Annotated in this window: 17 protein-coding genes and 1 pseudogene; 14 read left to right on the forward strand and 4 right to left on the reverse strand. The window is 46.6% G+C overall.

Annotated features, from left to right (window positions below; genetic code table 11):
• Positions 1-135 precede the first annotated feature (135 nt).
• The 11 genes and pseudogenes from ICL16_RS08405 (at position 136) to ICL16_RS08450 (ending at position 11,113) form a co-directional block, all read left to right on the forward strand.
• Entirely contained in the window at positions 136-774 is a 639-nt protein-coding gene (locus tag ICL16_RS08405) for a peroxiredoxin (RefSeq protein WP_190826386.1), read from the forward strand.
• Between the two features lie 150 nt (positions 775-924).
• Complete coding sequence (locus ICL16_RS08410) at positions 925-1,620, forward strand: MBL fold metallo-hydrolase (protein WP_190826387.1); 696 nt, start codon at positions 925-927, stop codon at positions 1,618-1,620.
• A gap of 104 nt (positions 1,621-1,724) precedes the next feature.
• Entirely contained in the window at positions 1,725-2,543 is an 819-nt protein-coding gene (locus tag ICL16_RS08415) for an OBAP family protein (protein WP_190826388.1), read from the forward strand.
• Between the two features lie 104 nt (positions 2,544-2,647).
• Positions 2,648-3,610 carry a cysteine synthase A gene (gene cysK, locus ICL16_RS08420; RefSeq protein ID WP_190826389.1) on the forward strand — a complete coding sequence of 321 codons (963 nt, stop codon included), beginning with the start codon at positions 2,648-2,650 and terminating at the stop codon, positions 3,608-3,610.
• Positions 3,565-3,753, forward strand: a pseudogene (locus ICL16_RS45455) (J domain-containing protein); the annotation flags it as partial. The gene cysK and the pseudogene ICL16_RS45455, both read left to right, overlap by 46 nt.
• Positions 3,754-3,858: 105 nt before the next feature.
• Positions 3,859-5,181, forward strand: coding sequence for an NAD(P)/FAD-dependent oxidoreductase (locus ICL16_RS08425; RefSeq protein WP_190826390.1), 1,323 nt, complete (start codon positions 3,859-3,861; stop codon positions 5,179-5,181).
• A 140-nt stretch (positions 5,182-5,321) separates the two neighbouring features.
• Positions 5,322-5,510 (forward strand): hypothetical protein, encoded by a 189-nt coding sequence (locus ICL16_RS08430; RefSeq protein WP_190826391.1) that lies wholly within the window; start codon positions 5,322-5,324, stop codon positions 5,508-5,510.
• A 243-nt stretch (positions 5,511-5,753) separates the two neighbouring features.
• On the forward strand, positions 5,754-6,098 hold the full coding sequence (locus tag ICL16_RS08435; RefSeq protein ID WP_190826392.1) for an ArsR/SmtB family transcription factor: 345 nt from the start codon (positions 5,754-5,756) through the stop codon (positions 6,096-6,098).
• A gap of 2 nt (positions 6,099-6,100) precedes the next feature.
• Positions 6,101-8,680, forward strand: coding sequence for a heavy metal translocating P-type ATPase (locus ICL16_RS08440; protein WP_190826393.1), 2,580 nt, complete (start codon positions 6,101-6,103; stop codon positions 8,678-8,680).
• A gap of 303 nt (positions 8,681-8,983) precedes the next feature.
• Positions 8,984-9,355 carry a hypothetical protein gene (locus ICL16_RS08445; protein WP_190826394.1) on the forward strand — a complete coding sequence of 124 codons (372 nt, stop codon included), beginning with the start codon at positions 8,984-8,986 and terminating at the stop codon, positions 9,353-9,355.
• Between the two features lie 51 nt (positions 9,356-9,406).
• Positions 9,407-11,113 carry an IS1634 family transposase gene (locus tag ICL16_RS08450; protein ID WP_190826395.1) on the forward strand — a complete coding sequence of 569 codons (1,707 nt, stop codon included), beginning with the start codon at positions 9,407-9,409 and terminating at the stop codon, positions 11,111-11,113.
• A gap of 392 nt (positions 11,114-11,505) precedes the next feature.
• Here the strand turns inward: ICL16_RS08450 and ICL16_RS08455 are convergent, their stop codons facing one another.
• The gene (locus ICL16_RS08455) at positions 11,506-11,874 is read right to left on the reverse strand and encodes a hypothetical protein (RefSeq protein WP_190826396.1); all 369 of its coding nucleotides are present in this window, start codon (positions 11,872-11,874) and stop codon (positions 11,506-11,508) included.
• A gap of 125 nt (positions 11,875-11,999) precedes the next feature.
• Here ICL16_RS08455 and ICL16_RS08460 point away from each other — a divergent pair, with 125 nt between their 5' ends.
• The 3 genes from ICL16_RS08460 (at position 12,000) to lspA (ending at position 15,427) form a co-directional block, all read left to right on the forward strand.
• A complete protein-coding gene (locus tag ICL16_RS08460; protein ID WP_190826397.1) occupies positions 12,000-13,949 on the forward strand; it encodes a heavy metal translocating P-type ATPase in 1,950 nt (649 codons plus the stop codon).
• Between the two features lie 190 nt (positions 13,950-14,139).
• Entirely contained in the window at positions 14,140-14,745 is a 606-nt protein-coding gene (locus tag ICL16_RS08465; RefSeq protein WP_190826398.1) for a cation diffusion facilitator family transporter, read from the forward strand.
• Between the two features lie 199 nt (positions 14,746-14,944).
• The gene (lspA, locus tag ICL16_RS08470) at positions 14,945-15,427 is read left to right on the forward strand and encodes a signal peptidase II (RefSeq protein ID WP_190826445.1); all 483 of its coding nucleotides are present in this window, start codon (positions 14,945-14,947) and stop codon (positions 15,425-15,427) included.
• Here the strand turns inward: lspA and ICL16_RS46700 are convergent.
• From ICL16_RS46700 to ICL16_RS08480, 3 genes are all read right to left on the reverse strand, one after another.
• The gene (locus tag ICL16_RS46700) at positions 15,424-15,555 is read right to left on the reverse strand and encodes a hypothetical protein (protein WP_273038559.1); all 132 of its coding nucleotides are present in this window, start codon (positions 15,553-15,555) and stop codon (positions 15,424-15,426) included. The two genes, lspA and ICL16_RS46700, sit on opposite strands and share 4 nt — an antisense overlap.
• Before the next feature lie 268 nt (positions 15,556-15,823).
• A complete protein-coding gene (locus ICL16_RS08475) occupies positions 15,824-17,197 on the reverse strand; it encodes a ScyD/ScyE family protein (RefSeq protein WP_190826399.1) in 1,374 nt (457 codons plus the stop codon).
• A 362-nt stretch (positions 17,198-17,559) separates the two neighbouring features.
• Positions 17,560-18,264 carry a hypothetical protein gene (locus ICL16_RS08480; RefSeq protein WP_190826400.1) on the reverse strand — a complete coding sequence of 235 codons (705 nt, stop codon included), beginning with the start codon at positions 18,262-18,264 and terminating at the stop codon, positions 17,560-17,562.
• Positions 18,265-18,782 lie beyond the last annotated feature (518 nt).

The following is an 18,782-nucleotide window of genomic DNA, read 5'->3' on the forward strand; positions in this document are numbered from 1 at the left end:
CACATGGGTTGCCACGTTTCTAAACCTAGCGGATGAACTGAAGCGCGGATGTGGCGAAGGGGGTTTACGAATGCACCTTCTACGACCATCCAACAACAGGCTAAACGTTTGTCCTTACACCACAGGAGTTTTGTTATGCCTCTGCGATTAGGCGATATTGTCCCTAATTTCACTCAAACTTCCACCACAGGCGAGATCAATTTCTATGAGTGGGCAGGGGAAAGCTGGGTTATATTATTTTCCCATCCCAAAGACTTTACGCCCGTTTGCACCACCGAATTAGGGGAAGTCGCTCGTCTCAAGCCCGAGTTTGACAAGCGCAATGTCAAGGCACTGGCACTCAGCGTTGATGATGTCGAGTCCCATTTCGGCTGGACCAAAGATATTGAGGAAACTCAAGGAGTGACCTTGAACTACCCAATTCTGGCAGATCCGGATCGCAGGGTATCTGACCTATACGACATGATCCACCCTAATGCCAACGATACCTTAACGGTGCGCTCGGTATTCATCATTGACCCCAACAAGAAACTACGGCTAACACTGACTTACCCTGCCAGTACAGGGCGCAATTTTGATGAGTTACTACGAGTGATTGATTCGCTGCAATTAACAGACAACTACAGTGTTGCCACCCCAGCTAACTGGAAAGATGGAGATGACTGCGTGATTGTTCCTTTGATCAAAGACCCTAAGGAGATCAAGCAAAAGTTTCCTAAGGGCTACAAAGAGGTCAAGCCCTATCTGCGGATGACTCCTCAACCGAATAAGTAGTTCGGCTCATCTATAAAAGCGCTGGTCTAGTCGATAAAGAACAGCTTGCTGAGCGGGGAAAGCAGTTGCGCTTAACTTTACCAGTATCTCCGCCGCAACAGAATTTGCTTGGAGTCAATTGCATTGATTGGTGCATTAGGAGAGCTACAGATGTTTTTTCGGCAGTTGTTCGACCATGAGTCCAGTACTTATACTTACCTAATTGCTGACCCCAATACACAAGAAGCGATTCTGGTCGATCCAGTTTTGGAACAAGTTGAGCGTGACTACCATCTCCTCCAAGAGCTTGGTTTAACGCTCCGGTATTGTCTGGAAACCCATATCCACGCAGACCACATCACAGGAACTGCAAAACTGCGCTCATTGACTCTTTGCTTGGGGGTATTGCCAGAAAATGCTCAGGCAGACTGCGCTGATCAGTTTATTCAAGATGGAGAAATGCTGCATGTGGGAAGCATTACCATCCAGGCGCTTGCTACCCCTGGTCACACTGATAGCCACATGGCTTACCGAGTCAATGGCGACCACGTTCTTACAGGAGATGCTCTGTTTATCCGGGGCTGTGGTCGCACTGATTTTCAAAGTGGTGATGCGGGAGCCTTGTTCGATTCAGTGATGCAACGGCTATTTACGCTGCCCGATCAAACTCTGGTATACCCTGCCCATGACTACCAAGGATGTACAGTGTCCACGATTGGGGAAGAAAAGCGGTGGAATCCTCGGTTTGCCGGACGCGAACGCGCTAGCTTCATTGAGTTTATGGACAACCTGAATCTACCAAAGCCCAAAAAGATGATGGAAGCCGTTCCCGCTAACAAGCGTTGCGGTAACTTAGCAGACCCTTAAAAGCTAGCTAACTCCTCGTACTTAATAGTAAAGAGGTTAACGAGAGCAAATCCCTAGTCCGGAGCTACTTCGCTTCTTACAAGTTTTTTACAAAGGTACTACCGATGAGATTGTCCAGAATACCGTCCATCATCCTTCTCCTTGTCATTATTCTTCTCGTCAATCTATTGGCGGCATTCGGAGGTGGAAACACCGCAGCTGCAGCAAGCGCTACGCCCCCTGGTGAAGAGAAGTCGGTCAAGACCAAAATGCTGGAAACGGGTGCGGCAGTGTTGCAGAATAAAACACCGCTTGATGCGATCAATGTCTATGTGGATGCGTTTCACTTCCACAACGGAAACCTGGATAGACAGTTGGAAGCTCATCACTACTGTAGTGTAGTCAATGAGGACTTCATCCAGTGCACGCTCTACGACAGCAACGGCAAGAATGCACGGCTGATGGGCATTGAGTACATCGTCAGCGAGAAGAGCTTCCAAACTTTACCCCAGGACGAAAAGAAATTGTGGCACAGCCATGTCTATGAGGTGAAGTCTGGTCAGCTGATCGCCCCTGGTATTCCTGAAACGGCAGAGTACGAGCTCATGAAAAAGATCGCTTCGACTTACGGCAAGATTTGGCACACTTGGAATGTAGAGCAACCAAACATGACTCTGCCGCTCGGTTACCCAGCACTAATGATGGGGTTCACGGCTGATGGTCAAGCCAACCCCGCGCTTGTGAAAGACCGCGACGAGCGGTTCAACATTTCCACCTCTGCTAAAAAACAGAACCGAGCGGATATCCCGACTTCTGGCATTCAACCGGGTGCAGACGCTTGGGAAACTGGTCAAACTGTTCAGTTGCAACTAGTGCCTTTATCAGCGCAGGTAAACAAGCCTCTTTCCTCGGATGATGACACAAGTGCTACATACAAACCATAAGGTTAAAGGCTGAATGTTGAACGCCATAACTTAGTTCCTGCTTTGGTTAGGCGGAAAACTTCACAATTGATAATTTTTCTGACAACTAACAACTAATTAAAGCCATGCGTATTGCCAAAAACATTACAGAATTAGTCGGTCGTACTCCCTTGGTGCAGCTGAACAACATCCCGCAAGCAGAGGGTTGTGTCGCGCAAATTGTAGTGAAACTTGAGAGCATGAACCCTGCTGCCTCGGTAAAAGATCGGATTGGTGTGAGCATGATGAATGCGGCAGAGCTTGAGGGGCTAATTTCTCCTGATAAGACGGTTTTGGTCGAACCCACCTCAGGCAATACGGGAATTGCCTTAGCAATGGCGGCGGCGGCGAAAGGGTATCGGCTAGTGTTGACGATGCCGGATACAATGAGTACTGAACGGCGAGCAATGTTGCGAGCTTATGGAGCAGAACTAGAACTTACGCCGGGAATTGAAGGCATGAACGGTGCAATTCGCCGAGCGCAAACAATAGTTGACACCACGCCCCATGCTTATATGCTGCAACAGTTTCGCAACCCAGCAAATGTGCGGATTCATCGGGAGACAACAGCAGAGGAAATCTGGTCAGATACAGACGGGCAGGTAGATATGATCGTGGCTGGGATCGGCACTGGTGGCACGATCACCGGCGTGGCGGAGGTAATCAAACCCCGGAAGCCAAGTTTTAAAGCGATCGCCGTAGAACCCGCAAGTAGCCCAGTTTTGGCAGGAGGACAGCCGGGACCACACAAAATTCAAGGCATTGGTGCTGGGTTTATTCCCCAAGTCCTCAGAGTTGAATTGCTCGATGAAGTGATTGGCGTTACTAATGAGGAAGCGATCGCCTACGGTCGGCGGTTGGCAAAAGAAGAAGGTCTACTGTCTGGCATCTCTACTGGGGCGGCGTTGTGTGCGGCGATCCGCGTGGCTCAGCGCTCGGAAAATAAAGGAAAATTGATTGTGATGATCCAGCCCAGCTTTGGAGAACGCTACTTGAGTACGTCATTGTTTCAAGATTTGGAGCCACGAGTACCCGCTACTGTAAGTTAGCGCTCACCCTAAACGTTTATCCTCATGCAAGCCAAGCGGAAATTAAATAAGTCTATCGCCGCTTGGTCAAGATGTTCCATCCTGACAGCAAGCAGAAAACAGCAGATCGTGAGCGGATTATTCGCTTCAATGCGGTATACAAGACAACTTGCTGTTTTCACGTTTCCTTAATTATTTTATGAATGAAGAATAATTAAGGTCAACCAAGCGTTATTTCGTTTGCGACTTTTAAAGGAGAGAAAAGTATCATGTCAGCGCTAGCTAAGCCAGCGGCTCACAAATCAGCCATTTTAAATGACGCAGTAAGCGTGCAGCACCAAGTTGTAGTTGTCGGGGGTGGAGCTTCCGGCATCACAGTCGCTGCCCAATTGCTGAAAAAAAATCAGCAGCTTGATGTTGCCATTATTGAACCAAGAGACAAACACTACTATCAACCCGCTTGGACACTAGTTGGCGGCGGCATCTACAAAGCTGAAGATACAGTTAGGGACGAAAAAGACTATATCCCTGATGGTGCTACTTGGCTCAAAGACTGTGTAGCTCAGTTAGATCCAGACAACAATACAGTTATTACTCAGGAGGGAAAGCGTATTTGTTATGAATATTTGGTTTTAGCTCCGGGTATTCAAATTAATTGGCATTTAATTAAAGGGCTGAAAGAAGCAATTGGGCAAGATGGCGTTTGCAGTAATTATGCTTATGAATACGCCCCTTACACTTGGGAAGTAATCAAGAACTTCAAAGGCGGTAATGCTATATTCACTTACCCTAATACTCCCGTTAAATGTGGAGGAGCGCCACTGAAGATTATGTATTTGGCTGATGATGCCTTTAGGAAACAAGGGGTTCGCCGTCAGTCAAAAGTCATGTTTTGCACAGCTATGGGGGTAATTTTCAGTGTAAAAGAATTCGCGGAAACACTGCTTTCTGTAGTAGAGCGCAAACAGATAGATGTGAGATACAAACACAATCTCAAAGAAATCAAAGCTGATACCAAAACAGCAATTTTTGATGTATCAACAGATTCGGGTGTCTTAGAAATAGCTATCCAATACGACTTACTCCATATTACGCCACCTATGAGCGCACCAGACTTTATCAAACAGAGCAAATTAGCTGTACTTGATGGAGCAGGTCAAGGCTGGGTTAATGTAAACAAACACACGCTACAGCACAATGTTTACCCCAACGTTTTTAGCTTGGGTGACGCAGCGAGTCTCCCGACATCAAAAACAGCGGCTGCTGTGAGAAAACAAGCGCCAGTTGTTGTTCATAACTTACTGGCTTTAATGAACTCAAAAAACCTCGCTCAAAAATACAACGGTTATACTTGCTGTCCAATAACTACAGGATACGACAAGGTAGTACTTGCCGAATTTGGTTATGACAACAAGCTTTACCCCACATTTCCAATCGATCCAACTAGAGAGCGGTACAGTATGTGGCTGCTAAAAAAATATGGCTTCCCCTATATCTACTGGAATAGAATGTTGAAAGGTAAACCTTTTGAAGGGAAGTTGTTAGGAATTGGCTCAGCGATCTGCTTGCTGTGCCAAAGAGCGCCCAACTGATGCACATGCGCTTAATTCCATAAGCGCATGTGCAAGGTGCAAGCCGTCTGTTATGAAAATGCTCTTGCAGCTTGTAGCCAAAGCGGTCAAATGAAAAAATCCCCCCGCGAATTCGCATTGATTGAATAAGTCGCCCGATAGTGGCAAGTGTTCCCGCCACTGGCACAGCAGCTAAAGCAATCCGACAGAGTGGCGGCGGCATAGTTGTTATGACCGAATCACCTCTTGCTCTATCGGCTGCGGTGCAGGATTTATATACCAATTCTGCCCTAGCTGCTGGGCTAGGTCATAAGGGGAGACAGTTTAACTTACTAATAATCTTCGTTTGAGCAAGCACTCGCGCAGTATGAAGTAGTATTTTCCGAAGTTATCAGTCGCGCATCAACTTTTTTGGATGTCTTGCCGAAAATCAGTTCTCAAAAATCAATCGTTGATGTTTCTTGAACTGAAAGTGCCAGTCTGAGATTCGGCTATGTTCTGTGACATTCCTTTTTTATTACCTTGTTCATATCAGCATCTAGTGATATGATAATGTAATTGAAATACGCCTTAACAACTGGCAACTTAAGCTAATGCTGATTAATGCTCAATCTCAGGCTATCGGCTTGAAAGCGAAGCTCTTTCGCGGTTTTTCTGATACTTCGCGGCTAGCCATTCTTGACGCGCTGCGCTCTGGTTCACTGACTGTAACTGAAATTGCAACGGTAACTGGTCTGAGTCAGTCAAATGCCTCCAACCACCTTGGGTGTTTGCGAGATTGTGGATTAGTCCGAAGTGAGCAGGAAGGTCGTTACGTGCGCTATCAACTTAGCGATCCACGGGTCGGCACAATTCTGCATCTGAGCGATCAGATCCTAGCGGATGTGGCGAAAGGAGTTTATGAATGCACTCGCTACAACTGTTTAGAGGAAGGCTAGTTATGTCCAACCAACAAACCATTGAAGTTATTGAAGTTGTTGTCAACGGTATGGACTGTGCCGATTGTGCGCGACACGTCCAGCACGCTATCGGAAAACTGCCTGGTGTTGAGTCAGTTGATGCTTTATGGTCTTCTAAGAAGGCGGTTGTACGGTTTGATCCAGTACAAGTGGGTTTAACGGACATCCGCTCCGCTGTGATAGCTGCCGGGTATTCCATCCCTACACCAATACAGGACTTGCCTAGTCCATCCAAACATCAAACCCAAGAGTTTCTCGTTAACGGTATGGACTGTGGCGATTGTGCGCGACACGTTCAGAATGCCATAAGCAAGTTGCCTGGTGTTGAGTCAGTAGATGCCTTATGGTCTTCTAAGAAGGCGGTTGTACGGTTTAATCCAGTACAAGTGGGCATAGTAGACATCCACAAGGCAGTAGAAGCTGCGGGTTATTCAATCCTCACACCAACTGTGGACACGCCTGACTCATCTAAAAAGCAAACTCTTGAAGTTGTTGTCAACGGCATGGACTGTGCTGATTGTGCGCGACACGTCCAGCACGCTATCGAGAAATTGCCTGGTGTTAAGTCAGTTGATGTCTTCTTGTCTTCTAAGAAAGCTGTCGTCCGGCTTGATCCGGCACAAGTGAGTTTAACGGACATCCGTATGGCAGTAGAAGCTGCTGGGTATTCGCTTCCGACGGAAACTGTAGACGAGCCAAAACAGAAACCTCTTGGTGATTTCACTAGAACCATTCTGGTCTTGTTTGGCGTTGTCTTTGGTGCAGTGCTATTCATCACGGTGGTGGGCGAACGACTAGGACTCTTTGAAGCTTTGACCAAGTACGTCCCGTGGCCCATTGGCTTAGCCATCGTTTTAATTGGGGGTTATCCGATATTCCGCAACGTCATCCGAACTACGCTTAGAGGGAGAATCACCTCTCACACGCTAATGACCCTTGGCGTCATAGCTGCATTGGCAGTGGGAGAATGGGCTACGGCTTCAATCGTTGTGTTTTTCATGTACATCGGGGAGTATGCTGAGAATTTCACTGCTGAACGCGCCCGCCGCGCAGTCAAAGACTTGACGGCGATGGCTCCCCAGATGGCACGAGTCGAACGTAATGGTGTGGAACAGGTTTTACCAGTGAGTGAGGTTCAGGTTGGCGAGACAGTGATTGTGCGACCTGGCGACAAGATTCCCGTGGACGGGGAGGTGATTAGTGGTCAAGCCACAGTAGACCAAGCGGCTATTACAGGCGAGTCCATACCCGTTGAGGTCGGTCCTAATGCCAAAGTGTTTGCAGCTACTCTAGCGAGCCTGGGCAGTCTGCGTATTCGTGCTACTCATGTGGGTGCAGACACGACTTTTGGGCGGGTAATCAAGCTAGTGCAGGAAGCCGAAATGCACCGGGCTTATGTGCAGCGCATAGCTGACAAGTTCTCGGCTTACTTCCTGCCAGTCGTAATGGGTATTGCTGCGTTCACCTTCGCGGTGCGTCGCGATCCTTTAGCAACAGCAGCTGTATTAGTTGTAGCCTGCTCGTGCTCCTTAGCTCTGGCAACTCCGATTGCAATGCTCGCTTCCATCGGCGCGGGTGCCAAACGCGGTTTGCTGATTAAGGGGGGTAAATATCTGGAGGTTCTTGACCGTGCGGACGTGTTGTTGATTGACAAGACGGGGACACTCACCTTGGGGCGTCCGCAAATTACTGATGTGATACCGTTGAGAAACATTTCTGAGTCTGAGTTACTACTCGTTGCTGCTTCTGCTGAACGTTACTCAGAGCATCCGCTAGCTTTGGCTGTGCGGAATTCAGCCCAACAAAGCCAACTAACTCTGCATGAGCCTATTAATTTTGTCGCCGTTCCTGGTATGGGTGTGCGAGCACAAGTGAATGGTCATGCTGTGACTGTCGGTAATCGACGGATGATGCCAACAGCAGTCTCTTTGCCGATTGCTGATGAACTGGAAGCGCAAGGAAAAACACTACTGCTCGTAACGATAGATGACAAACTAGCTGGCATTCTCGCTGCTGCTGATACTTTACGAACAGAAGTTCCTGGGGCGATCGCTGCCGTGAATCAACTTGGTGTGCGGCATGTTGAACTACTAACTGGTGATAATGAGCGGACTGCTGCTGCTATCGCTGGACACTTAGGAGTGAGTTATCGCGCCAACCTCTTGCCAGAAGATAAGATTGCCATTGTGAAATCCTATCAAGCCAAAGGTCATACTGTCGTTATGGTGGGAGATGGCGTCAACGATGCTCCAGCATTAGCGCAAGCTGATGTCGGCATCGCTATGGGGGCGGCAGGAACCGATGTGGCGATTGAAGCTGCACACGTAGCGCTGCTGCGCGACGATTGGACACTTGTACCCGAACTATTTAGAATTGCCCGCCGCACTATGAAGGTGGTGAAAGGGAACATCGCTTTCACCGCGTTGTACAACCTTGTAGGATTGTCACTGGCAGCCCTAGGCTTCCTACCACCCATCGTAGCAGCAGCTGCACAATCCCTGCCCGACCTGGGTATTCTTGCTAACTCATCTCGCTTGCTCAGAATCCGCTCTCATAGCTGAAAAAATTACTTGGAATAGCTTACAGTCTGTGCGTTCGCTCATTTTTGAAGGGTGAGAGGAATTAATTCAAGACTGGGTAAGGAAACAAAAGAATTATGGATCGTCAAAAGGTAAGACCGTGTAATACTTGGAAAAAGAAGCCAGACCCCCATATATTACACGGAGACACCTGATTTCTCTTCTCCCGTGTAATACATGGAAGTGATTTGTCGTTAACGTCTCCTTAGTGTAATACACAAGTTACATTCTAGCCTTCATCAATAAGCGCGTTAAACTTATGGTGTAATACACGGAATCACAGTAATGTTAAAGCGGGACATTCAAGGGAAGTTTGCACTTAAAAATGATGACTATCGTCTAGTGCGCTCAGTCCGATTGACTGATGAAACCTGGAAGGCTTTGGGAATCACTGCCGAATGCTTAGGTATGAGTAGATCTGACTACTTGGAACAACTGATGAGAGGGAATGCCAACCCAAGTATTACACGGGAAAAAGAGCCGATACATCAAAACAAAACTACTGTTGTTGAACTTGCGACTACCCCATCGACAGTGGCAACACTGGAAACTTTACGTGACCAAGTTTTACTACAATTAAGATTGGGTAAGCAGGCTCCAGGCTACAAAGCAGCACTTAAAGCCCTCAATCACTTTATTGCCGTACTAACCAGCTAGTTAGCACAGGAGTATCAATCCGGTTTCTGTATTAGTGAAGGTCGAAAAACGGTGGAAATAAATTCTGAGCGCATTGACGATATTCCCGTAATAGTGCAGTGGCTTAAACAGATGGAGATTGCTAAATGTATTGACCAAAAACTGAAAGAACCACACGGAAACCACCAAGGACTGAGCTACGGTCAATTGAGTGTATTGTTATTAACATACATCATCACCGAATCAGACCATCGGTTGTGTGCTGTGGAACTTTGGGTGCAGAGGCATCGAACGATTTTAGAGTTAAGTACGGGGTGGTCAATAGGGGAAAAAGATACCACTGATGACCGATTGGCAAGGGTAGTCGAAGAGCTAGGTAAGCAATCAGAGGCAAGGCTGGAGATTGAGGTAAAGTTAGGACGGCATCTGATTCATGCCTACGAATTACCAACAGATGTGGTACGAACTGATACAACTAGTTTTAGCGTAAATCATACTCCAGGAGATTCCTTAGAAGAAAATCTACTGCGCTATGGCTATTCCAAAGATAAACGCCCAGATTTATTACAATACCGTCAACTACTGGCAACTCTTGACCCAATGGGAATGCCATTAATCAGCGCCACCCTCGAAGGTAATGGAGCCGATGACCCACTATATTTCCCCACTTGGGAAAAAATGGTCAAAGTAATTGGGCACAAAAACTTTGTCTTCATTGCTGATTGCAAAGCCGGCTCGATTGCTACTCGCGCTCAAATTGCCGCCAAAGGTGGTATCTACTGCGTTCCTGTCCCCATGAGTGGGCAACACCCCCAATATTTGAAGCAATGGGTACTAAACCCACCAGCAGAAATCCAGTCCATTCATTTACCGCGACAAGATGAAGAAGAACCAGCCGTGGGCAAGGGCTTTGAAGTAGAGTTAGGCAAGTTTTGGTTCAACGAAGAAACCAATAAGTGGGTACGTTGGCATGAACGCTATTTGGTAGTTTATTCCCCTAGCCTTGCAGCATCAATAATACGTGGTCAACAGCAACGCATCAATAGTGCTCAAACAGCTCTCAATAAATTAGCCGCTAAACCACCAGAAGATCCACAAGCATTAGCTCATAAAGTAGAAAACATTCTTGAGCGCTATCGTGTCAAAGATTTCTTCAACACGACAATTACAGAACAAATCATTCAACAGACTCGTCATGTTGGACGGGGACGACCATCAAAAAATTCTCCCACTGAATCGATAACCAGTACTTGTCTTCAACTTCATATCCAGCTTCAAGATGCTGCAATTCAAGAAGCAGAAACCTTGGCAGGATGGCGACTGTATGTCACTAATGCCCCAATTGCTCAACTGAGTCTATCACTTGCTGTCATGTATTACCGGGATGAATGGCTCTTAGAGCGAGGGTTTCACCGTTTTAAACGTGGTTCTCTACCTGCCCTACCCATTTACTTTCAAAATACTGACCGAATCATTGGCTTGATGTTCTTATTGAACATAGCTTTGCGCGTATTTACCCTAATGGAGTTTGTGGTACGGCAGGCACTTGTAGAAACTCAACAATCTTTGGCTGGTCTTTACGATGGCAATCCAAAACGAAAGACTGAGCGTCCATCAGCAGAGAAGATGCTCAAGGCTTTTTGTAATTTAACTCTCTATTTTTTACCCGATTCTAACATCTTCATCACACCAATTAACGCGCTTCAAAAACAAATTCTTTCTTTAATGAAAATGCCAGAGTCCCTTTATCAAGTAGCTCCGATGGGTACTTCGACGTAATTTTTCCATTTATAAAGAATAACACACGGAATTGAAGTCCGATTTCAATATTAGCCATTCGTGTATTACACGGCGCTGTTTAGATTCATGTAATACGCTCGCTCATAAATTGATTCTCCATGTAATACACGAATTTTCTCGGCTGGGTTTACCATGTATTACCCCGTGGCTCTCAATCCCCCTTTTCCACGTATTACACGGTTGGGTTTTTAGCTGATCCACAATCCCATTGAAACCTTACCCTGTCAGGCATTAATTCCTCTCTCCCTTCAAAAATAAGCGAACGTACAGTACAGTGTCCGCGCTTACAGTTGTTTCGTTTGGCTACAGCGACTTCACGTCAAAAGCGGTAGAGTACAACATGTACTCTGCCGCACTGCACTACTAGTCCACTAGACTGGTATAGGAGTTTGACCTCGCATTTGACGAAGAGCATTTATGCACACTACGCAATCGCAGCCAAACAAGGCTATTGAAGTATTACTCTCTTCATCGGTGAATTCCACTGAGGTGATTTGATTTGGTTGGAAGTTCCGCGCTACCTTCACCTCTGTTTTAGGGGCAGTCGCTGTAGTTTTGCTAACCTGTATACATACCAGGCGATGAGTTGCTGAGTGAGGGTCACGTACACAGGAAAGACGGGTTCCCGTAGAAGTTACTGTTTGAGTTGCACTAACTGGTTGGCTCATTATCACCATAGATATCATAGACGCAAACAGTGCAGGGCTGGAAAGCAAGGCAAGGAAAAATTTTTTGTTCATCTACTCAAAAACCTTTGTGACTATATAAGGTATGGCATTGGTAAGCATACACATAAACTCAAGGATGTTATCTCAATATATCATTAGTTGCTGATATGATGAATTAGTAGCTAAGGTGTAATGCTATGACTGAACGAGATGAGCGTGAGGAACTCCAAGCGCAGGCAGTTGATGACGATTTGGATGAGGTCGAAGGCTTTTCTGGACTATGGTACACCTTCCCACCGATTCGCAATGCGCTAATTGCAGGGACACTTTTGGTGACTGGCTGGCTCGTGAGTCAGTTCAATGTTCCGGTCTATGTTCCCAATAGCATCTTTGGGCTTGCTATTTTGATTGGTGCTTATTACTGGGCGCAGGAAGGTTGGAAAGAATTCATTGAGGAGCGCGAAGTTGGTATTGAAGCGCTGATGGCTTTTGCCACACTAGGGGCGGTCATCTTAGAGCAATGGTTTGAAGCAGCATTCCTAGTGTTTCTTTATGCTGGAGCGGAGTCGATCGAAGAATACACCTTTGCCCAGACTCGCACCGCCATTCGCGCTCTTCTAGACTTAGTACCAGAAACTGCTGCTCTTTTAACGGACACGGGAGAAGTGCGGATTCCTGCGAAGGAACTCAAAATTGACAACGTGTTTCTGGTACGTCCCGGTGAACGCATTCCGACTGATGGTGAGATTGTAGAGGGAGCCAGCAGCATTGATGAGGCGGCGGTGACGGGTGAGTCAGTTTCAGTTGAGAAAGCAGTTGGTGACAAAGTTTTTGCTGGAACGATTAATACAACCGGAGTCCTCAAAGTTCGGGCGACGACAAGCTTTGCCTCCAACTCTCTACAAAAAATCATTCAAACGGTTGAAGAAGCCCAGGGTGTCAAATCAAGTGCTCAACGCTGGATTGACCGCTTTGGACGCCGCTATAGCCCCAGCGTCCTAGTTGTTGCACTTCTGTTGGTAGTTATTCCTTTCCTCATTAAAGCCAACTTCACAACCTGGGCAGTTCGTGCGGTAGTCCTGCTCGTTGCGGCTGCTCCCTGTGCATTAGTGATTTCTACTCCTGTTGCAATCTCTGCGGCGATTGGGCGATCCGGTCAGGAAGGTGTGTTGATCAAAGGAGGCATTCATCTGGAGAACCTAGCAAAGGTTCGAGTTGTGGCGTTTGACAAGACAGGGACACTCACTCGTGGCAAACCCGTTGTCACCAATGTCCTTTCGACCACGAATGAAACTGCCTCACTGATGCGTAGTGCCGCCAGCATTGAGCATCTGAGTGAACATCCGCTTGCCAAAGCCATTGTCGAGAAAGCGCAGGCAGAAGGCGTTACCATTACAGAGGTGCAGAACTTTCAGTCACTCACGGGCGCAGGCGCGAAAGCCGACATTGAAGGGCAGACGATTTATGTGGGCAGTCCTGGGCTATTTCGGCAAATGGGTGTTACCTTAGAAAGGTTGAAACCCGAAATTGAGCGTTTGCAAGCAGAGGGAAAGACAGTTGTTCTAGCGGGAACAAAAGACCGCATTCAGGGCTTATTTGCCATTCGTGACGAACCCCGGAAAGAAGCTAAACGTGCGATTCAACAACTGCATAAGATGCAGGTCAAGGTGGCAATGCTGACGGGAGATAATGCCCGCACAGCTAAAGCGATCGCGGCTGAATTAGGCATTGACGAAGTTCGAGCTGACCTCAAACCTGACGACAAGGTAAAAGCCATTCAAGAACTAGAACAGCAGTATGGTCCGGTTGCGATGACAGGAGACGGCATTAATGACGCTCCGGCACTGGCAACCGCAACCGTTGGTTTAGCGATGGGGACAGCCGGGACAGATGCGGCGATTGAAGCTGCCGATATTGCGCTCATGGGAGATGACCCCAGTCGGGTTGCTTATGCTTTGAAACTTGCCAAAGCTAGCCAACAGATTAGCTTTCAAAACATTGTGTTTTCAATTTTGGTGTTGGCGGTTTTGATTCCCGGTGCGCTGCTTGGTCTATTGGGAATTACGGCTGCTGTGTTTGCTCACGAGGCGAGTGAACTTTTAGCGATCGCCAATGGCTTACGGATTACCCGTAAAAGATTGGCATAAAAATCACAGAACGCGCTTATCGTCCGGCGATCGCCCATCAAAGTGCGGATATGATCGCTGAATCTTCAACCTCAAGCCTAAAATCTTCCGTTTCATTTGCATCTGCTAGCAAGTAAGAAGCCATGAAAGTACAGAAATCTGTTGGACGAAACAATTTTCCAAATTATCTTTAATTGGATGGAAACTCGCCATGAACGACAAAGCCGTTGATGCGACGACGCCCCGGAAGCGTCGCGTTCTGTTTCAGGTTCTGGGACTGAATCTGCTACTGTCGCTTTCGCTGGCTGTAACCGGCGTACTTAGTGACTCCAGTGGTCTAATCGCTAACGCCTTGGACAACTTGTCCGACAGCGCTGTCTACGCGATCAGTCTTTTCGCGATCAGCCGCTCGCCAAGGCTGAAAGTTATCGCGGCGCGTGTGTCGGGCGTGCTTTTGCTCGTCTTCGCAATCGGAGTCTTGAGCGACGCGACCCGTCGTTTCATAACAAACACCGAGCCAGTTGGAACCGTTATGATCGTGATGAGCGTGATCTCGACGGCGATAAATCTGCTCTGCCTCAAGCTGCTGAAGCCCCTGAAGAATGCCGATGTGAACCTCCGTGCGGCCCAGACCTTCAGTATCAACGACTTCATCTCCAACCTGGGCATCCTGGTCGCCGGTGGGCTGGTCGCTTGGATCGGTCAGCCGTGGCCTGATCTGGTCGTCGGTGTCGCGATCGCCGCAATCGCCGTGAAGGGCGGGATCGACATCCTGCGCGACGCTGCACGGGAGTCGCGCTTTGGAGCAAGGCGATGACCCGCATTTTTACCAACCAGATTATTAAAGGAGCAGAATTATGAAAAAGCAGGCTTTACTCCCCAGGAGCAAACTGATTTAATACAATTTCTGCTGTCGATCAACAATGAACCTGAAATACTTCCCACACCATCAAGTTAGTTAAAGCAGGTTACTCCCCAAACGTTGTTTTTATAAGGTAGGACTGAACTGAGTGAGGATAAGAGTTAAGAATAAAGGTTTTTGGTGCGCGGGTTTTCTCTGTTTAGCCATCGATCAAATCACCAAGTTGTTGGTCGTTCAATTTTTTGATCTGGGTCAGAATCTGCCGCTTTTTCCAGGAGTGTTTCACCTGACCTATGTCACTAACAAAGGCGCTGCATTCGGCTTATTCTCCAATGGAGTTCAATGGCTGCGATGGCTCTCTTTAGGAGTGAGTTTGGCACTAGTTGTGCTGGCGCTACGTGTTAACCTCGGTCATTGGGAGCAGGCGGGTTACGGTTGCATTTTAGGAGGGGCTTTGGGTAACGGTATCGATCGCTTCGTAAAAGCTCAAGTAGTGGATTTTCTGGACTTTCGCCTGATTCATTTTCCGGTTTTCAACTTAGCAGATGTGGCAATCAACATCGGGATTGGCTGCTTGCTTGTTACCGCTCTCCGAAAAGAGCGGCGTAATGCTCGATCTCCAAGAGGCAGACGTTAGATATTTAGTCGAAGTTTACGCTGTACTACCGAAGTTACGCCTAAAATACCAAAGACTAGTAGACCTAAAGCGGAAACGGGTTCGGGAACAGCAGTAGGTTTAGGAACGGTGGTGTAAAAGCTACTCACCCGGATCAGAGTTAGTTCCTACAACACATTAACGTTGAGCAAGGCTTGGGCAGCTGTTGCCAAAACCGCGAATCCGGCACTGATTAAGGCGATTGGCAAATTTTTTACAAATCCTATGATGAAGTCTTGGTTGTATGATTTATGCTCGTTCCTGAACTACTTTTATTTTCAGGCATAGCCTGAGAATCTTGGAATGCAAGCTATTGCCTCACGTAGGCAACAGCTCAATTCATAAGCATTGCCTGACAAGGGTTTAAGGAGCGAGGAATTAGAGAATTTCTACCTTAGATAGCAACTCTTCGCCTACTTCTTCTTGGCGTTTGCGCTTACGCACTGCAGCACCTAAAGCACCAGCGGCTAAGAATATACCGATCGCAGAAGTAGGTTCGGGGACTTTCGTCGATGATCTAGGATCAATCTTGATGAGTTGTCCTCCTCGTTCCCCTGCTACGAGTCTGGTACGGTTTGAGGTATATAAATTACCATCAGGACCGAAAAATAATCCAGAAGCCGCCTCTAGTCCATTACCACTGATGATAGTTTCCTTGGTACCATCCTTAGCAATTTTGATGATAGAACCACTTGGGTCACCGATAATATTACCGCCCTGTTCAATTGCCTTCCATTCTGCCTGATTGATATGTTGCAACACATACAAATTGCCCTCAGAGTCATATGTCGCCCCAGTCAGCTGTGTAAAGCCAGTATCGATGACCTGTGCTTGCAAAGTATTGGGATTAACTGAAAAGACACGTGATGCACCTTCTGCATAGGGGAAGTAAGTGTATTCGGTTACTGTTAAACTACCATCTGGAGCAACTACGACGCCTGTAGGTACTGATTGTTGTGATACCGGAAGACCATTTTCAGCAACTGCAAAACCGGGGGGTAGTCCTAAGTTTTCCGGATCTGGGTTTACTGTCCCCTCAGGAAGAGTTGGAAATTGGAGTTGATTTGTTGGTATTGGTTGCTGAGGGAACGCAGCTACGTTCTTGATACCGCTGCCATCGAGTCCCACTTGGTATATCGTGTTTCCACCCCCATCAACGACGAAAGCATCATTACCCTTAATTGTGAAAGCATAGGGATTAGAAATGAAATCAGTGCTATCGGGATTATATTGGGCTTCATACTGGGCAAAATCGGCAAGAGTTGTCAACGCACCAGTGTTTAAGTCTACTTTATATAGTTTGCCCAGGTCAGGCGATTTTAACACGGTATCGCGGTTGTTTGGATCGCCAGCAAGACCCGTCAAAAGATAAGCGTTGCTTTGGGAATCAAATTTGAAGTCTGCTGGTCCTGCAGCTTGTTCACCAGAAGGCACTAATGCTATGGACGTAAGGTTCGAGAGGAAATTTGTTTTTGTACCGTCGGTCGCAATTTTGATCACGCCACCATTAGAACCAGCACATAAAGGGATATATTGCGCGCTAGGTGATGCTATGCATCTTCCGTCTTGTCCGTCACCCCCGCGACCACTTAGTGTCAGATAAAGATTACCGTCTTTATCCCAATCCATATTCCGTGGGTTATCAAGATAGTCGGCAACCACGGACAACGATGCAGCTTCTGCTGCTTTGGTTCCAGAAACAGCGGCAACACAGAAAGTGAGAAATGTAAGGGCAAATGACTTGAATTTCATACCTTTAAAGATTAAGTGTTGGTAATTTGAGAAAATTTTGTTGTTTTAAAAACAACGAGTCCCAGGAACTGGGATATAGAAGTAAAGCCTGCCCTACGACAGATACTCCCTGTTGAGAGGCACTGCCTGACACTAGTTTGAAACTTTTTACCTGAGCATTAGGAGTCCCGCTCTTGTGTTAGGTAGTGATTCTCTTAGCTGGTGGTCACGACTTCATCCACAAACTGTTTTCGCTTGCCCTTCCGCAATCGATTAACCTGAGCTTCTCGCTGTGCAAATGTACTAAAATGCCCAAAATGTCTAATAGATGGTGAATAAAACCATTACTAAATCGTCTAGCCTCTTAAGAAAGGCTTTATAAGTCAGCTATTAGGCAGTATGGTTTCAGTAGTTTTATGCTGCTTCAGTTTACGCTGTAGTATCGAAGTTATGCCTAAGGTGCCAAAGACCAGTAGACCTAAAGCGGAAGTGGGTTCGGGAACAGCAGTAGGTTTAGGAACGGTGGTGTAAAAGCTACTCACCCGGATCGGTCCATCTTGATCGGCTGGTGGGGGCGGTGCTGGTGGAATGATCCCACCACCAGGGGTTAGATCGGGCTGGGTTTTGGATTGAGTGAAAAACACGGTTCCGTTTGGTATTACGCCACCACTAAACGTGATGACGCTATCTGTGACGGTAACGTCTGTAAAGATATCCCTTAGACCTGGGACACTAGAGAAACCAATCTTGCCATCTCCATCTACATCTCCCCACTGCACCGGCTCATTATCAAACGATGGAGTAGAATTCGGATTACTATAAAATATGGTTTCTAATTTATAGACGAAGCTTCCGATATTCTGCCCAGTGGCATTTAGCAAGTTGTTAGTTATATTTGGGACACCATATTCCACGACTAGCCCGGGTTGAAATTCTGATCCAAGCGTTCTCGTTTCTATTAAATCTTCATTCACCGTCGTCACGATGGGTTCTACCAAGATCGTGGCACTTGCTGGTGTCAAAGATAAAAGACTAATTCCTGCGGCTCCTAGAACAGAAAATGCTATTTTGGTCGCTATTGTAGTCATGCTTAGTCCTCCTCATTTGATTGCTGTCTTTATATACTTTATGAATTAGTTCTAATTAGGCTGGAACTGCTACACCTATTCCCCAGTTTCATTTCCCAGCTTGACTGAAGGTAATATTGCTTCTTTTACATTTTTTATTTACTCTATATTATTACTTTATATACAAATATATCGGATAGTAAAATGCTGTTACAATAACTATCTTTTTATAATTTTGACATTTTTTTTGTTCACTAGATGCGCCTTCTTCAAGCTTGGAAATTTGTTCCGTGATCTAGGCGAAACTGGTTGAAGAAATGAACCGCTTGGTGATAGCCCACCAATGCAGTACTCTCCTCCACTCTGCCTAATGAAGAGCGATTTTCCCAATCTCTAAAGCTTTTATATCACTTTATTTTATATGACTATGTTTTATAAAAACATAAGCGTATAAAAACATTAATTTGACTCTAGTTTACCCAGAGTTCATGGCTAAATACCCTGTCCATCGGTTAATAATTTATATGAGTTTCTTGAAT

This window comes from Iningainema tapete BLCC-T55, assembly GCF_014698965.1.
Taxonomy (GTDB): domain Bacteria; phylum Cyanobacteriota; class Cyanobacteriia; order Cyanobacteriales; family Nostocaceae; genus Iningainema; species Iningainema tapete.

Bases quoted from the DNA above. Each gene is read 5' to 3' on its own strand.
- ICL16_RS08475 (WP_190826399.1), bottom strand. From the start codon at position 17,197: ATGAAATTCAAGTCATTTGCCCTTACATTTCTCACTTTCTGTGTTGCC.
- ICL16_RS08480 (WP_190826400.1), bottom strand. From the start codon at position 18,264: ATGACTACAATAGCGACCAAAATAGCATTTTCTGTTCTAGGAGCCGCA.
- cysK (WP_190826389.1), top strand. From the start codon at position 2,648: ATGCGTATTGCCAAAAACATTACAGAATTAGTCGGTCGTACTCCCTTG.
- ICL16_RS08445 (WP_190826394.1), top strand. From the start codon at position 8,984: ATGTTAAAGCGGGACATTCAAGGGAAGTTTGCACTTAAAAATGATGAC.
- ICL16_RS08460 (WP_190826397.1), top strand. From the start codon at position 12,000: ATGACTGAACGAGATGAGCGTGAGGAACTCCAAGCGCAGGCAGTTGAT.
- ICL16_RS08465 (WP_190826398.1), top strand. From the start codon at position 14,140: ATGAACGACAAAGCCGTTGATGCGACGACGCCCCGGAAGCGTCGCGTT.
- ICL16_RS08425 (WP_190826390.1), top strand. From the start codon at position 3,859: ATGTCAGCGCTAGCTAAGCCAGCGGCTCACAAATCAGCCATTTTAAAT.
- ICL16_RS08440 (WP_190826393.1), top strand. From the start codon at position 6,101: ATGTCCAACCAACAAACCATTGAAGTTATTGAAGTTGTTGTCAACGGT.
- ICL16_RS08415 (WP_190826388.1), top strand. From the start codon at position 1,725: ATGAGATTGTCCAGAATACCGTCCATCATCCTTCTCCTTGTCATTATT.
- ICL16_RS08410 (WP_190826387.1), top strand. From the start codon at position 925: ATGTTTTTTCGGCAGTTGTTCGACCATGAGTCCAGTACTTATACTTAC.
- ICL16_RS08435 (WP_190826392.1), top strand. From the start codon at position 5,754: ATGCTGATTAATGCTCAATCTCAGGCTATCGGCTTGAAAGCGAAGCTC.
- ICL16_RS08405 (WP_190826386.1), top strand. From the start codon at position 136: ATGCCTCTGCGATTAGGCGATATTGTCCCTAATTTCACTCAAACTTCC.
- ICL16_RS08455 (WP_190826396.1), bottom strand. From the start codon at position 11,874: ATGAACAAAAAATTTTTCCTTGCCTTGCTTTCCAGCCCTGCACTGTTT.